Origin of the sequence: Yoonia sp. F2084L (assembly GCF_023015625.1) — a bacterium.
In the GTDB taxonomy this organism is placed as follows: domain Bacteria; phylum Pseudomonadota; class Alphaproteobacteria; order Rhodobacterales; family Rhodobacteraceae; genus Yoonia.
On sequence record NZ_JALKAH010000003.1, the window covers coordinates 386,992 to 401,691 of the forward strand.

Annotated in this window: 15 protein-coding genes; 7 read left to right on the forward strand and 8 right to left on the reverse strand. The window is 57.9% G+C overall.

From position 1 onward, the window contains the following. Nucleotides 1-73 precede the first annotated feature (73 nt). The 3 genes from MWU60_RS10615 to MWU60_RS10625 form a co-directional block, all read right to left on the reverse strand. Nucleotides 74-1,282 (reverse strand): polysaccharide lyase, encoded by a 1,209-nt coding sequence (locus MWU60_RS10615; RefSeq protein ID WP_247227261.1) that lies wholly within the window; start codon nt 1,280-1,282, stop codon nt 74-76. Nucleotides 1,283-2,012: 730 nt separating this feature from the next. After that, complete coding sequence (locus MWU60_RS10620) at nt 2,013-2,486, reverse strand: DUF6173 family protein (protein WP_247227263.1); 474 nt, start codon at nt 2,484-2,486, stop codon at nt 2,013-2,015. Further along, nucleotides 2,483-2,944, reverse strand: a complete 462-nt coding sequence (locus MWU60_RS10625; protein WP_247227265.1) for an Lrp/AsnC family transcriptional regulator — start codon at nt 2,942-2,944, stop codon at nt 2,483-2,485. The genes MWU60_RS10620 and MWU60_RS10625 overlap by 4 nt, the downstream gene beginning before the upstream one ends. A gap of 105 nt (nt 2,945-3,049) precedes the next feature. Between MWU60_RS10625 and MWU60_RS10630 the strand changes: the two genes are divergently transcribed. Both MWU60_RS10630 and MWU60_RS10635 read left to right on the forward strand, forming a co-directional pair. Beyond that, nucleotides 3,050-3,289, forward strand: a complete 240-nt coding sequence (locus MWU60_RS10630; RefSeq protein WP_247227267.1) for a DUF6356 family protein — start codon at nt 3,050-3,052, stop codon at nt 3,287-3,289. Between the two features lies 1 nt (nt 3,290). After that, a complete protein-coding gene (locus MWU60_RS10635) occupies nt 3,291-4,064 on the forward strand; it encodes a class II glutamine amidotransferase (protein WP_247227269.1) in 774 nt (257 codons plus the stop codon). On the opposite strand, the gene MWU60_RS10640 is transcribed toward MWU60_RS10635, so the two are convergent. Together MWU60_RS10640 and MWU60_RS10645 are read right to left on the reverse strand one after the other, a co-directional pair. Then, nucleotides 4,061-5,098, reverse strand: coding sequence for an MBL fold metallo-hydrolase (locus tag MWU60_RS10640; protein WP_247227275.1), 1,038 nt, complete (start codon nt 5,096-5,098; stop codon nt 4,061-4,063). The two genes, MWU60_RS10635 and MWU60_RS10640, sit on opposite strands and share 4 nt — an antisense overlap. Beyond that, nucleotides 5,098-6,801 carry an acyl-CoA dehydrogenase gene (locus MWU60_RS10645; RefSeq protein WP_247227276.1) on the reverse strand — a complete coding sequence of 568 codons (1,704 nt, stop codon included), beginning with the start codon at nt 6,799-6,801 and terminating at the stop codon, nt 5,098-5,100. Before MWU60_RS10645 ends, MWU60_RS10640 begins: the two co-directional genes overlap by 1 nt. Nucleotides 6,802-6,915: 114 nt before the next feature. On the opposite strand from MWU60_RS10645, the gene MWU60_RS10650 reads away from it, so the two are divergent. Beyond that, nucleotides 6,916-7,863, forward strand: coding sequence for an L-threonylcarbamoyladenylate synthase (locus MWU60_RS10650; protein ID WP_247227277.1), 948 nt, complete (start codon nt 6,916-6,918; stop codon nt 7,861-7,863). A gap of 3 nt (nt 7,864-7,866) precedes the next feature. On the opposite strand, the gene MWU60_RS10655 is transcribed toward MWU60_RS10650, so the two are convergent. The 3 genes from MWU60_RS10655 to ubiA are packed head-to-tail and all read right to left on the reverse strand — an operon-like array spanning nt 7,867 to nt 11,125. Then, nucleotides 7,867-8,193: a hypothetical protein gene (locus tag MWU60_RS10655; protein WP_247227278.1), complete on the reverse strand. Its 327-nt coding sequence runs from the start codon at nt 8,191-8,193 to the stop codon at nt 7,867-7,869. A 9-nt stretch (nt 8,194-8,202) separates the two neighbouring features. Next, complete coding sequence (locus MWU60_RS10660; RefSeq protein WP_247227279.1) at nt 8,203-10,104, reverse strand: OmpA family protein; 1,902 nt, start codon at nt 10,102-10,104, stop codon at nt 8,203-8,205. Nucleotides 10,105-10,159: 55 nt separating this feature from the next. Then, nucleotides 10,160-11,125: a 4-hydroxybenzoate octaprenyltransferase gene (gene ubiA / locus MWU60_RS10665; RefSeq protein ID WP_247227280.1), complete on the reverse strand. Its 966-nt coding sequence runs from the start codon at nt 11,123-11,125 to the stop codon at nt 10,160-10,162. A 12-nt stretch (nt 11,126-11,137) separates the two neighbouring features. On the opposite strand from ubiA, the gene MWU60_RS10670 reads away from it, so the two are divergent. From MWU60_RS10670 to MWU60_RS10685, 4 genes are read left to right on the forward strand one after another with little or no spacing between them, the layout of a single operon-like run. Then, nucleotides 11,138-11,860 carry a 16S rRNA (uracil(1498)-N(3))-methyltransferase gene (locus MWU60_RS10670; RefSeq protein WP_247227281.1) on the forward strand — a complete coding sequence of 241 codons (723 nt, stop codon included), beginning with the start codon at nt 11,138-11,140 and terminating at the stop codon, nt 11,858-11,860. Next, nucleotides 11,857-12,696, forward strand: coding sequence for a GNAT family N-acetyltransferase (locus MWU60_RS10675; protein WP_247227282.1), 840 nt, complete (start codon nt 11,857-11,859; stop codon nt 12,694-12,696). The genes MWU60_RS10670 and MWU60_RS10675 overlap by 4 nt, the downstream gene beginning before the upstream one ends. Then, complete coding sequence (locus MWU60_RS10680) at nt 12,689-13,207, forward strand: hypothetical protein (RefSeq protein WP_247227283.1); 519 nt, start codon at nt 12,689-12,691, stop codon at nt 13,205-13,207. The genes MWU60_RS10675 and MWU60_RS10680 overlap by 8 nt, the downstream gene beginning before the upstream one ends. Before the next feature lie 57 nt (nt 13,208-13,264). Beyond that, nucleotides 13,265-14,635 (forward strand): glutamate--cysteine ligase, encoded by a 1,371-nt coding sequence (locus tag MWU60_RS10685; protein WP_247227284.1) that lies wholly within the window; start codon nt 13,265-13,267, stop codon nt 14,633-14,635. Nucleotides 14,636-14,700 lie beyond the last annotated feature (65 nt).

Below are 14,700 nucleotides of genomic sequence, written 5' to 3' on the forward strand. Positions count from 1 at the left end.
TTGCACCGCAGGCGCAATGGCAGGCGCTGACGATCTGTTTGCACCATCAGGCGATCAACCCCGCGTGATTGATCTAAAAGATTAAATCAAAGTCCGCCGCTTGGCTTAGCGCCTGTAAATCCAAATTGCCGTCGTTCACTTTCATGCCAATTTTAACAGTTTCTCCGGCTCTAATATCGTCACGTGAATGAACGCCATCAACGAGATAACGCCCATCTTCGTTGATACTTGCCTCCGCACGCCAAATGCTGTCGATTTCAAGGTCCGTCAGACTAAACGCTGCCTGCCATCCTGACACGTCAGCATCGCCTGCATTCGTGATGTGAAGTTCCAAAATGGCTCCAGAGCCCCAATCTTTGCTTAGGACAAAACTAAAGTCGAAAGCGGGGTCTTCGTTTGCAATGGGCATCGCCTCGACCGACGGCGCCACGGCTTGAGCCCCTTGTACGCCTGTTGTGTGCAACACCGGTTGCGTTGTGCCCAAACCCACGTCGGCAGCGTTGGTCGATACAACCACGTCATCGAAATATGCAGCGACATCGCGATCTGGCAGCCAGCCGTCCGTGCTACCGCCGAAAAACGAACTGAAGTAAAATCGATCAATCTGCGAACCATCATCGACAAATTGCAAACCATCGAGATCCAGCACTTGTTCGCCGTCAAACCACACATCCACCTCGCCATTTGCGCGGTCGTCGCTATTGATTTGGACCCGCTGCACCAGATTATGCCACGTGCCCGGTTCAAATTTGATAGGATCGCCATCGTCATCGACAAATTTGAAGCTTTCGCCGTATTCGCCCGGTTTATCCATGTGATAGAGATACAGCTCTGCCGCGCCGTCCTCGCGCCACATGTAGCGGGCTGTAAACCCATTTGAGCCATCGACATCATCACCGCCGCTGGCCAAACCGTCAGAGGCCAAACCGGGGAGTTTGCCACCGCTATGGTCGTCGCCATCAAAGTCGAAATCCTCTTCGAACTTCACCCAATACGACAGGTAGTATTCCTGTTCTTGGGGGAGCGCCCATGACGATGCTGCGGCCGCGTTATCAGAGCTGCTGTAAGTGACCTTCAGGGACTGACGGCCCGACGCTGCTTCTTCGCTGCTGATTGCCGCGTTCTTTGCTGTTTTCGATCCAAACGCGACCTCCCAATCCTCTTTTTGGAGTGAGGTGCTGTAAGCTGAGCCGCTACTATGGTTCTCAAATCCGCGCGTGATGGCGCCACTGGTGATTGTTCCGTCAGAGGATGTATAGGACTGGGTCAATGGATGCCTCATTTTAGGTGTGTTTCAAAAACACAAATCAACGCAGAGTGGATCGATGGCAAGGGCAGCCTAGGCGTCGCAATAATTTGGGCATATTCGGGCCAAACATTGGACCGATTGCAGCAAAGGTGCGCCAATGAGCAACGTCCATGACCCGTCACGAGGCTCATAAGACGGACCCGGGCGAAAAGTTCACAGCGTTGCAGCATGAGTGTATTGGTTTGGGGCGTGATTCTAGCCGATCTGACGTGCGTGGTTCACCACCACTAACCGCTTTTACAACGGGCTATTCATGCGCGCGAACCCCAGTTACGCAGGCCGAGGCAGGGTGCCGGTACGATGACAACGCAGGTCAGCGTTCAGTGACGACATTGAACGCATTCGGTCATCGCTACCAGTGGTCATTGGTTCACGTTGCCAGCGATAACCCGGCCGTTGATGTGGCCGCGAATGCATAAGTACGCTTTTCTCGCATCACGGTTCAACCGCCGACAGTACGGTTTGCGTGCCGCACCGCGTCGCCCCAAGCAATGACCGGTTTGACGACTGAGCTCCGCTGCTGCGAATTTCTTGCCGCGCGGGCAAAGCCATGCTGCGTCAGCGAAGGCAGAAAATCCAATGTCCGCTTCGTCACGCACACCCGCCACAGTTTCGTACAACTATGAATGTCTGATCTACATCAGCGTCGTTTTCGTCTTAAACCAGCTTGCTTGCTTGAAAACTCAAAATCAGAACAGCTGCTTCACGCTGTCTCTTCTCCATCCAAAGCAGAGGCCAGACGGAAGCCGATCCGGTTAGGTTCAGGTTGGTCGATGTGTTTTGGACTGGCAACCAAGGTCACGTTCATTTGGCTGACGTGTTGGATAAGCTGCGTGCGTGCGCCGCCTTCATTCATGCCGTAGTAAGTGACGATATCAGGGTCGTAGTAGCCCAAGCCTTCGATCTTAATCACGCCGGTCATACCACCTGCGAGTCCCAATCCGACCTCATGATCGTTGTCGAGCTGCTTTTCAAAGTTCTGGATGTACATGATGATCCGCTCATAGGCCCATTGCGCAGGGCTTTTCTTCGCCATCGGTTCCGACAGCGCCTTGGGCATATCATGTGCGGTGGCTGCCTGCGTTTCGGGGTTCGTGTGAACCTCGCGGCATTTGGGCAGGATATCGTTTTCCAACAGCTCGGCTGAGGTATCAATCTGCATCGTTGTCTTGGTCATAGCGGCACCGCGGTTGTTTCCTTGATTTCCTCCATAACGAAACTTGCCGAAATGTCCGATACAGAAATGCGTGAGGTCAGCCTTTTGTAGAAGGCGTCATAGGCCGGTACATCCGCCACGCGGACCCGCAGTACATAGTCGAGGTCACCTGTCATGCGGTATGCGCCCACGATTTCAGGGAAAGCTTGGAGAGTGGTCTGGAACTGTTTCATCCAATTTGCGTCATGTGCGTTGGTGCGGATAAGCACCATAGCGGTCAGGGGCACGCCGACATGCCCCGGGTCAACCAATGCGACGCGGCCTGTGATGGTACCCGCTTGCTCCATCACTTTGATCCGCCGCCAGCAGGCGTTGCGAGAAAGGTTCACCGCTGCACTGATGTCATCGACCGACAGAGTGGTGTCAGTTTGCAGGATACGCAGGATTGCGCGGTCTATCTGGTCTAATTCCTGTGGCATACTTGGGATGATATCTCAATAAAAGCTGAAAACACAATCATATTTGGGATCAAACTGCGCTGTCTTTTGATTAGTTTCGTCCAAAGCCAACAAGGGAATGCAAAGATGTCTGACACTTCACACACCCCAGCCCGCAAGAACCCACTCACCGCGGTCTTTCTTGATCACCCTGCGACAGTGAATGAGACGTACTTCCAGCACATGCGCTTTGCTTTCAGCTTTGCGTTTTGGTTGGGGGTCGCGGCTCTTGCCGCACTGGTCCACGCGCTGATCCCGGCGCTTTGTGAAACGACGGCCAGCCGCATCCTCAAGCGCCTCACCGCACGCATGGAGAGCCGCCACTAACATGTGTCGTATTGCGGCCTATACCGGCCCCGAAATCCCACTTGAGAATATCATCGTGCGCCCGGCCCATTCATTGCTGGAGCAAAGCCAGCATGCCGCCGAGGCCAAACTGGCGGTCAATGGTGATGGCTTTGGCATCAGTTGGTATGGGGTGGACGAGGCGCCGGGCCTTTACCGCGATGTGCTGCCCGCGTGGGCAGATGATAACCTGATCAACCTCTGCCGGATGGTGCGGTCACATCACTTTATCGCGCATATCCGCGCCTCGACCGTGGGCGAGACCAGCCGGACGAACTGCCATCCTTTCACGTTCGGCAAATGGTCCTTCTGCCACAATGGGCAGATTCCGCATTTCAAACGGATCAGGCGGGCGATGCTGGCGGCTTTGCCAGATGAGCTATTCGAAGCGCGGCGTGGCACCACCGACAGCGAGATGATCTTCCTGACACTGTTGGCGAACGGTTTGGACCGTGACCCGGCTGTGGCGATGCGTGCGACGCTGGATCAGATTGGCCCTGCGGGGGATGAGGGACCGACCAAGTTGACCTGTGTGTTTTCGGATGGGCAGACGCTCTATGCCTTCCGTCATGCATCCGGCGGGCAGGCCCCGTCGCTTTATGCGTCGGGTGTGCTGGATAATGGCGGGCGGTCTATGGCTTCAGAGCCGTTGTGTGGCGTTGCAGCGCGTTGGACGGAAATTCCGACAGATACGGTTTGTGCGTTGACGGCTGAAGGGTTGGCGATGACGCCACTTGCGGTGCGCGTCGCGGTTTAGGTTGCTTGAAAGACCCATGCGCCATCGTCGCGCAGAATACGTGTGGCAAGGCCCGCCTGGTGCAGATGGTTAAGATGGGCGACGGCCTCGACCAATGCCAGCCCGTATTCGCCGCCTGTGATGTTGCGCTTGAATAGCGGCATGAAGCATTCTCCAGCGCTGCGCGGCTCATCAAGGTGCGCCAAGAGCCGTTTCAGGGCGCCGTGGTGGTTGTCGATCAGTTGCATCAGTCGCGTTGGCAGCCCGGTAAAGGGCAATTTGTGGCCCCCTAGAACCAGTTGATCCGGTGTGGCGAAAGCTTGGAATTTCTCACATGATCGCAACCAATCCGTCACGGGGTCAGCGTCAGGCTCTGTTGGGTAGACCCCGAGGTTGGGGCTGATGGAGGGCAGCAACTGGTCGCCACCGATAACGAGGTTGTCGTCCTGGCTCCAGAAGGTTGCGTGTTCCGGGGCATGCCCGTCGCCCATGCGGATGTCCCATGTGCGCCCGCCCATTGTGATGGTTTCGCCGTCGGAGAGGCGCGTGAAGCCGAGGGGGAGGGGTGACACGCAGTCTGCGAAGTTGAAGGGGCGTTCGGTTTTGCGTTTCTCAAACACCGCAGAGTCCATCCCCGCGCGGGTGTAGAAGGTCAACGCCTCAGCGTTGGGTACCTCTTGGACATCCAGCGTCAGCATCCGCGCCATCAGCCAACCAGTGCGCGGCATCGCGAGCGTTGCGCCACTTTCCATGAACCACGCAGCAAGGCCTACATGATCAGGGTGATGATGTGTGACGATAACGCGCGAGACGGGTTTGCCAGCCAGCGGTCCGGCCAGCAGTTTTTCCCAGATCGCGCGGCCGCGTTTTGAAGCAAAGCCGGTGTCGATCACTGTCCAGCTATCACCGTCATCCAGCGCATAAACATTCACATGATCAAGCGCCATGGGCAGCGGTAACCGCATCCACAAAACCCCGGGTGCGACCGTGATCGCCTCACCCTCAGCGGGTGCGTCGGGGTAGGGGTAGCGGATGCCGCTTTGGTCGTCAGGCATTACGCGGCAAGATCGTCTGCGGAGATAGCCATAAGATCGTCTGCCCCTTCACGTGCGTGTGCCAGAAGGCCCACATGTTCAGGCAACATACGCTTGATGTAGAAGGTTGCAAGGCGCGCACGAGCGGCATCGCCTTTGACGGCGCTGGCAAGGTGGACGTGGCCGCCAAGGACGCGGGCGAAGGCGCGCAGATAAGGGACAGCACCGGCAAAACGGTGGTTCAGATCGTCTTGGGCGACGAGCCATTCGGTTGTTTCGCGCAAGGATTCCGCCGATTGCCAGACAGCCTCGGCCAACTCAGGGTGGGTCGCCTTGGCAGTCTCTGCCCCTTGTTCGATCTCTTCAAGAATGCGGAACGCAGCTTCGCCCCCGTCCATCAATTTGCGTGCGACAAGGTCCATGGCCTGAATGCCGTTGGTGCCTTCATAGATGGTAGCGACGCGCACGTCGCGGGAGTATTGGGCCGCGCCGGTTTCTTCGATAAAGCCCATGCCGCCGTGCACTTGGATGCCCGTGGCCGAGACTTCGCAACCCACATCAGTACAGAAAGCCTTGCCAATCGGTGTCAGGAAAGCGGCGCGGGCCTGCCAACCATCGTCACCTGTGGCATGCGCCATGTCGATGGCAACGGCGTTCATCAACGTAATCGCGCGGGCTGCGTAAGTGTCGGCCTTCATTGTGGTCAGCATGCGACGCACGTCGGCATGTTCGATGATCGCACCGTTGCCGGGGGCTTTCCCTTGTTTGCGGTCTTGGGCATAGGCCAGCGCGTGTTGCAACGCGCCTTCGGCGACACCGACGCCTTGCACCGCCACGCCAAGCCGCGCGTTGTTCATCATCGTGAACATCGCGGCCATACCGCCGTGCTCTTTGCCGACAAGCCAGCCTTTCGCGCCTGAGTACTCCATGACGGCTGTCGGTGATCCGTGCAGGCCCATCTTATGCTCAAGGCTGACCACGCGCAGGTCATTCTTGGTGCCGGGATTACCACTCTCGTCGGGGATCAATTTGGGGACCATGAACAGGCTGATGCCTTTCGTGCCCGGCACACCGTCGGGCAGGCGCGCAAGGACGAGGTGACAGACGTTTTGCGTGAAATCATTGTCCGCCCAGCTGATATAGATTTTCTGGCCCGTGATCGCATAGGTGCCGTCGCCATTGGATTCAGCCTTGGTGCGCAGCGCGCCGACATCAGATCCGGCCTGCGGCTCGGTCAGGTTCATCGTGCCGTTCCATTCGCCGGAAATCAGCTTGGGGATATACAGTTCCTTGATCGTGTCAGAAGCATGGTGTTCCAGCGCTTCAATCTGACCTTGGGTCATCAACGGGCTGAGTTGCAGGGACAGGCAGGCACTTGCCATCATGTCGTTGACAGCCGTTGTCAGCGTCATGGGCAGGCCCAGACCCCCGACCTCTTGGCTGGCGGACATGCCGATCCAGCCGCCTTCGGCAATCGCATTATAGCCTTCTGCAAAACCGGGTGACGTGCGCACGATCCCGTTCTCAAGGTGCGCCGGATGCAGATCGCCCGCACGGTTCAAGGGCGCAATGACCTCTTCGGACATTTTGGCGGCTTCGGTCAGGATCGCCTGCGTCATGTCCGGTGTGGCATCGGCAAAGTGATCTGTTGCGGCGACCTCATCAAAGCCGACGATGTGGTCCATCAAGAAGCGAAAATCGCTGACAGGTGCGCGATAAGGCATTGTGCTATCTCCGAATTGTGCAGCCGCTTGGCAAAAGCCAGTCCGAGGGCTATGCATCCCATTACCCGGCCAACCTACCGCAGCGTGGCCCCCCATCAACCAAAACGCCACGTCATGAAAAATGAACAATTACTTATGCTGAAGCCGGATCTTGCCGGACTGGAAAAGGCGGCGGTGATTTTGCAAGGTGGTGGCTTGGTCTCATTTCCGACGGAAACGGTTTACGGGCTTGGTGCGGATGCCCGGAATGACCGGGCTGTTGCGCGGATTTATGAGGCCAAGGGGCGGCCCAGTTTCAACCCTTTGATTGTGCATGTGGCTGATGCTGATGCGGCGGCGAGATACTGTGAATTCAACGATATAGCGCAGCGTTTGGCGCAGGCGTTTTGGCCTGGTGCTTTGACGCTTGTGTTGCCGCTAAAGGCGGACGCGGGGATATCAAAGCTGGTGACGGCGGGGTTGGATACGCTGGCGATACGTGTGCCGGATCATCCTGTGGCGGCAGGTTTGTTAGGGGCTTTTGGTGGTCCTGTTGCAGCACCTTCTGCCAATCCATCTGGCAAGGTAAGCCCCACAACCGCGGCACATGTCGCCGACGGGCTAGGGGACAAGATCGACGCCGTTGTGAATGGTGGCCACTGCGCTGTCGGTGTTGAGTCGACCATCGTGAGTTGTGTGGGCGACCCCGCTTTATTGCGCGCCGGTGGTATTCCGGCGGAGGCGTTGGAGGCGTGTCTGGGGCGTGCATTGGTGGTTGGGCAGGACCCGGAGTTGCCGACAGCACCCGGTCAACTTGAATCGCATTACGCGCCGCGAGGTAAGGTGCGTTTAAACGCACCTTACGCCCAAGAGGGCGAAGTGCTGCTTGGATTTGGTCCGGTTGATGCCGATCTCAATCTCTCGGTTGCTGGCGATTTGACAGAAGCAGCGGCGCATCTGTTCGCCTATCTTCATCAGCTGGACGCGATGGGTGCTAAAAAGATCGCAGTCTCTCCGATCCCCGATCATGGCTTGGGGCGCGCGATCAATGACAGGCTGAAACGGGCCGCAGCGCCGCGTTAGCGTCTACTCTGCGTTTTGCCGCTCAATGTAACCCCGAAGCTCTTCTGCCTCGCGCCGCGCTTCGCGCAGCCCGTCCATTGCCGCACGCAGCTCTGCTTCGGTCTGGCTAAGCTGATTGGTGATCTCGGCCTCGCGCTGCTGCAAATAGGTGATCGCCTGATCGCGGGTTTCTTCGGCCTCGTGCAGTGCCTGGGCCATCTTGTCCAATTCGCCCACCTCGGCCTTGGTCACGCGGGTGAAACGGTTGACCAGCCAGCTTGCAAACCAGCCCAGCATGAAGGCCACAAAGAGGATCCCAGCCGTAGCGATGATGAATTCGGTTCTGTTCATGGGCCTAGTCTATTCGCTTTCTGTCGCGCTGTCGTCTTCAACGGCGGGGGCGGGAGGATCTTGCGCCAATTCATCAAGGGTCGAGGTTTCTTCCGTGGTCGGTTCCGGCAGGATCAGGCTGAATTCAATCCGGCGGTTCCTTTCGCGGCCCTCTTCGGTGCCATTGTCCGCAATCGGGTTTTCTTCGCCAAAGCCAATGGACTCGAACGTGGACACCGGCACGCGGCGCGCGCGCAGGGCTGTCAAAACGGCGTCTGCGCGGTCTTGCGACAGTTGCTGATTCATGATTTCGCGCCCTTGGCTGTCGGTAAAGCCGGACACCCGAATACGCAGGTCACCGCATTTTTGCAAAATCTCGGCAATGTCATCGACAACCGGCTGCGTGTCTGCTGTCAAATCAGCAGAGCCCGGGTCAAATGTGATCTTGCGGCCATCGGTGATAGCGTTGATCTGTGCGATGCACTCTTCGGGCGTGGGCAGACCCGCGATTGGGTCAAGTTCTTCGACATAGGTGACGTTGATTTCGAAATCAGCCGTCTGGCCGAGCTTATCAATCAGCAGGCGTGAAATGGTAGCACTGGCGTCTTCATTTCCAGTGTTGCCTCGCACAAGAAGCCGATCAGGTTCGACAATGACTGCCCCGTTGGAAAGCTCGGACAGTGCCTCGATCCCGGCCAATACGCGTACTGACCAGCCCGACGGCAGCCCTTCGGCAATGCGTGTGCCCATCGTAATGGTGCGTTGCCCGAACCGCGCATTGGCGTAGTTTTCGACAACCATATTTGTGATGTCATCGGGCACGCGTCCGCGCAGTTGCACTGCACCTTCTGGGCTGAGCGTTGCTGTAAACTGTGGCAGTTCGTCTGTTGTCGCAGTCGGCAGTTCCGGCAGTTCAGCTGTCAGTGCGAAGGCGTCGGGAAGCGAGTTTTCCAACCGTCCGACGATGTTGTCAAAGGTGGCTTGCCCCGTACCCACAGGTGCAATCAGGGTCACATCCGTATCCGACACAGTGATGGTCCCGCCGCCCATGTTGTCGACGGCCGCAATAGATTGCGCTACTGCCTCGCCCCATGTGCGGGACGGCGCGCCAAGCGCCAGAGTGCAGTTGCCGCGCTCTCGAAAACCGGCCTCGGACGCGGCGGCGATGATTTGGCTGACGGCCTCGGATGTGTCGGCGGTGCAGGCGTCGAACCGTGCGCCGTTTTCATCAAGGATGAAGCGTGTCGTGAAGGGTGAAATGACAGGGCGCGGCGCACTGATGTTGACGGCCAAACGCACACCCTCGGGCGTGTTGCGGGCCAGTGCGGTTTCCAACTGCCGCTTTTCTTCGGGGCTGTCCGAGATCGCGTTGACGATGACCCTGTCCGCATTGACCGAGATTTTGGATTTGTTCAGCATCTCCAGCGCGCGTAGCGAATAAGCCACCGCATCGCGCCATGTTGGCGGGGTCGGGTAGTCGGCGACCTCAAGCAGGTCAGTGACGGGCTGCCCATCTGCGATGTCGGTGATACGGGCTGCAAGGGCGTCGCGGTCGGTTGAGGCAGGGATCAGGCCGATCAAGGACACACCTGAATTATTGCGCAATATCTCAATCGCGAATTCCGGTGGTGTAATCTTTTCCGAATCGGTCACCGACAAATTGTCGATCACCCGGCTTGCATCCACCATCCCACCGGCCGCCGAGATTGCGCGGAACCGCACGGCTTCTGTCGGGGCTTCGCCTTCAAGGATGACCTGAAGCCCGTCGCCAAGCACTGTCGCCCACTCGTACCCCTGATCTACAAGCGTTTCCTGCACGGCCAGCACAGACCGTTCTTCGACCACGGATACCGTTGTCTGTGCCGCTGCGACCGACAAAAAAGCGGCGGCGACAAAAACGATCAGACGAGTGAGAAGGGCTGAAAGGCGCATGGTGTTCCGATATTCAATGAGGCCCTTGCATAGGCCCACATGTGGCGGTGTTCAATCACACGAAAAAGGCTATGGCAAAAAACGGCAGGGGGATCAGCCCTGCATCTCTGTTTGAACGGAATGTCCTGAGCAATCCGTCGTTGTCGTCGGGGTTAAAGCGGCTGAGTTGCCATGTCAGATGCCAGCCCAGCGCCCAAGGCCCGCCAATCGCAATGACCAGCGACAGGACCGAGCGTTCATAGGTTGCCAGCACGACAGCGAGACCGAACAGAACAATCGTGATCGTCAAGAATAGTCGTAGCCATTTGCGGCTGTTCTCACCGAACAGCAGTGCTGTGGACTTCACCCCAATCAGCGCATCGTCTTCAGTATCCTGATGGGCGTAGATGGTGTCATAGAACAACGTCCATGCGATCCCGGCGAAGTACAACACCAGCGGGACCGGTCCAATACTGTTTGTATGTGCGGCCCATGCCAGCAGCGCCCCCCAGTTGAAGGCAAGGCCCAGAAACAGTTGCGGCCACCATGTAAAGCGTTTGGCAAAAGGGTAGATTGCGACAGGTGCCAGTGCCAGAACACCAAGGAAAATCGCTGTGGGGTAGAATGAGATCAGGATGAAAAACGCAATGATCGCCTGCGCCAGCATCCAGAACACGGCCGCTCTTACGGTCGCTTGACCCGATGGGATCGGCCGCGACCGTGTGCGCGCCACCGATCCGTCGATGTCCCGGTCGGTGATGTCGTTCCACGTACAGCCCGCCCCACGCATCAGAAATGCGCCGATGGCGCAGCCTGTGATGGTCCAAAGATCATGCGAACTGTAACTATCCGTCGCCAGTATCGCCAACGATAGCCCCCACAGACACGGCACATACAGCAACCATGTCCCAATCGGCCTGTCCGCCCGGCTGAGCCGCAAGAAAGGCCTGCTGAAAACAGGCGCGAAACGGTCGACCCAATTGTCCTTTACGGCATCTGCGACGGCCCCGTTAGGCTCTGGCATCTGAGTATCTTCGGTCATATGGTTCGGCCTATGGCATCCAAGGTTCGGCTTTTTGTAGATCACCCGCTAGGGGAAGGGCAATCGGTTCCGCTGTCGCGGGAGCAGGCGCACTATCTGTTTGGGGTGATGCGGCTGGGTGAAGGCGCGGTCTTGTCACTGATCAATGGCGCTGACGGGGAGTGGGATGCGCAGGTCGTGAAAGCGGGTAAGAAAGGCGGGGTTTTGCTTTGCTCGGTCCAGACGAAGCCTTTGCAGATGCCCCCTGATCTGTGGTTGCTGTTCGCGCCGATCCGCAAGGAACGCACCGCGTTTGTTGTTGAAAAGGCCGTGGAAATGGGTGTGTCGCGCATCTGTCCGGTGCAGACCGACTTTACCCAAAGCGCCAATCGCATCCGGCCTGATAAGCTGCAAGCGCATGCGGTCGAAGCGGCTGAGCAATGCGGCGGGACCTTTGTGCCGCCGGTGGATGAACTTGCAAAGCTGGATCGTGTTTTTGCCGATTGGCCTGAGGGCCGCCAGCTGATGTTTTGTGACGAAGTTTTGATCGGTGATCCTGTTGGGTTGCCGGACATACAGGGGCCTTGGGCGATCCTGGTCGGACCCGAAGGGGGCTTTTCGCCGGCTGAGCGTGACCGTTTGCGTGGGTTGCCCTTTTCGCATGCCGTGAGCCTTGGGCCGCGTATCTTGCGTGCGGACACGGCTGTTGTTGCTGCCCTGACCGTCTGGCAGCAAGCGCTGGGCGATTGGGCGTGATCCTCGCCACCCCAGAAGATCGCCCGGCGATTGAGGCGTTTCTGACCAAACACGTCGCGACCTCGATGTTTCCGCTTTCAAACCTGCGCCTGCACGGAATGACCGGGGGCCATCCGCGCGCCATGCGGTTTTGGGTACGCTGGGAAGCGGGCAAGATTGCTGATCTGATGCCGGTATCTGAGGAAGGCTATCTTTTCCCGCAATGCCCAACGGCACCTTGGGGGCAGGTGAAAGCCGTCATGACAGGTGCTTCTGTCAAAGGCATGCTGGGTGATGCGCGCCAGATTGCGACACTGCGTTCTGTCCTGGGTCTGTTAGAGCAGGGTGGGTTGGATGATGAAGAGCCACTTTATGAACTCGCCTTGCGCGATCTGATCGTCCCTGACTGTGCGGGGTTCACGCTACGTCCTTTGGCCGATGCGCCCCGCGATCTTATCATCAGCTGGCGTCATGCCTATCTCAAAGAGGTCCTGCCGATGCCCGGTGAGGATCAGGCGCGCAAGGCTATGGATGATGTTGAAAGCTATATTGCGGCGGACACGCACCGCGCCCTTTACGAAGGCGGCATGCCCGTGGCGATGACCGGATTCAACGCAGTGCTGCCGGAGGCGGTACAAATCGGTGCGGTCTATACGCCGCCATCGGATCGCTCGCGTGGGCTGGCGCGGCGCGCTGTGGCGATGCATCTGCAAGAGGCGGCACAGAACGGTGTCACAAGCGCCATCCTATTTGCGGCATCCCCCCAAGCTTGCAAAGCCTATGAAGCCATCGGATTTGCCCGCATCGGGGACTACACCATCCTTGTCTACGAGACCCCGCAGGTGATTTATGGATGATTTCTTTCGCCCCGAAGTGCGGGCATTTCTCTGGCGCTGGCGCGAAGTTCTGATCGCGGGCGTCGTTGTGCTGCTCGGCATTTGGTGGGCGCTGACTGGCGTGGGGATCAACCAATGGCTCGGCTATATCTTTTGCCTCATCGGGATCGGCTGGGGCATCGCAGGGGTTCAGCGTGCGCGGTTTGCCCAAGATGGCGACGGTCCGGGTGTTGTGCAGATACGCGAACGCCGCTTGGCGTACTTTGGTCCCTTGGATGGGGGGATTATGGATGTGGCTGACCTTAGCCGCCTAGAGATTGATCCGACCAGCCATCCTGATCCAAGCTGGGTTTTGACCAGCATTGAAGGCCAAATCCTTGCAATTCCTATCAACGCCAAGGGTGCGGAAGACCTGTTTGATGTCTTTGCGGCGCTGCCCGATATCAAGACAACCACGGTTCTTGACGTGCTTTCACGCACGCCTGATGCGCGGGTCACAGTCTGGAGCAGGGTCAAGCCGCTCTTGCATTGACAGGAGGCATCGGGCACGTCACCGATAACACCTGATCAACTGCGGAGCGTTACGCCCATGTCTATCCCTCAATCCGGCGGCGGCCCTATCGAACATCACGATCAACTGGCCGAAGAGCTGTCCAAAGGCTGCAAGCCCAAGGCGGATTGGCGGATCGGGACTGAGCATGAAAAGTTCGGTTATTGTCAGGATAGCCTGCTGCCTTTGCCCTATGAGGGCGAGCGCTCAATCAAGGCGGTGCTTGAGGGGCTTGAGGGCCGCTTTGGCTGGGACCGTGTCGAGGAAGAAGGCAATATCATTGGCCTGACCAAGGATGGCGCGAATGTCAGCCTGGAACCGGGCGGGGCTTTGGAATTGTCAGGCGCACCACTAGAGACGATCCACCAGACCTGTGACGAGGTGAATGTGCATTTGGCCGAGGTAAAGTCGGTCTCGGATGAGATTGGCGTGAAGTTCATCGGCCTTGGCGCGGCCCCCGAATGGACGCATGAGCAGATGCCGCTGATGCCCAAGGGCCGCTATAAGTTGATGAACAACTACATGGAAAAGGTCGGCAGCATGGGCACAGCGATGATGCGCCGGACCTGCACCGTGCAGGTGAACCTTGATTTTGGGTCCGAGGCCGACATGGTGCAAAAGATGCGTGTGGCGATTGCCTTGCAGCCTGTTGCCGCCGCATTGTTTGCGAATTCGCCGTTCTTTGAAGGCAAGGTGAATGGCCATAAATCATGGCGTTCCCGCATTTGGCGCGATCTGGATGCGGACCGGACGGGCATGGTGCCCTTTGTCTTTGACGAAGGGTTCGGGTTTGAAGCCTGGGTGCAATGGGTGCTGGATGTACCGATGTATTTTGTCTACCGCGAGGGCAAATACATTGATGCGCTGGGCATGTCCTTCCGGGATTTCCTGAAAGGGGAACTGCCTGCGTTGCCGGGCGAGAAGCCGTTGCTGTCCGACTGGGCGGATCACCTGACGACGGTGTTCCCTGAAGCGCGCGTAAAACAATTTATCGAGATGCGTGGTGCGGATGGCGGCCCTTGGCGCCGCTTGTGTGCACTTCCAGCATTCTGGGTTGGGCTGATGTATGATCAGACGGCTTTGGACGCTGCTTGGGACCTGTGCAAGGACTGGACTGCGGAGCAGCGGAACGCATTGCGCGTCGCCGCATCGGTTGATGGATTGCAGGCGCAGGTTGATGGGATCAACATGCATGATCTGGCACGCGAGGTCGTTGCGATCTCGGAGGCTGGACTGAAGGCGCGCGCGATGCCGGGGGCTGGTGGGTTGATCGCCGATGAGACGCATTTCCTGAACGCGTTGAAGGAAACAATTGAAAGCGGCAAGACGCCTGCGGATGAGTTGTTGGATCACTACAACGGTGATTGGAACGGGGATCTGAAGCGGATTTATAGCGAATACAGCTATTAATCCCCAGACCGCCGCAAAAATTATCATTTGCCACAAAGCAACCTGCGAAGTTAAGTTTGTTTTTG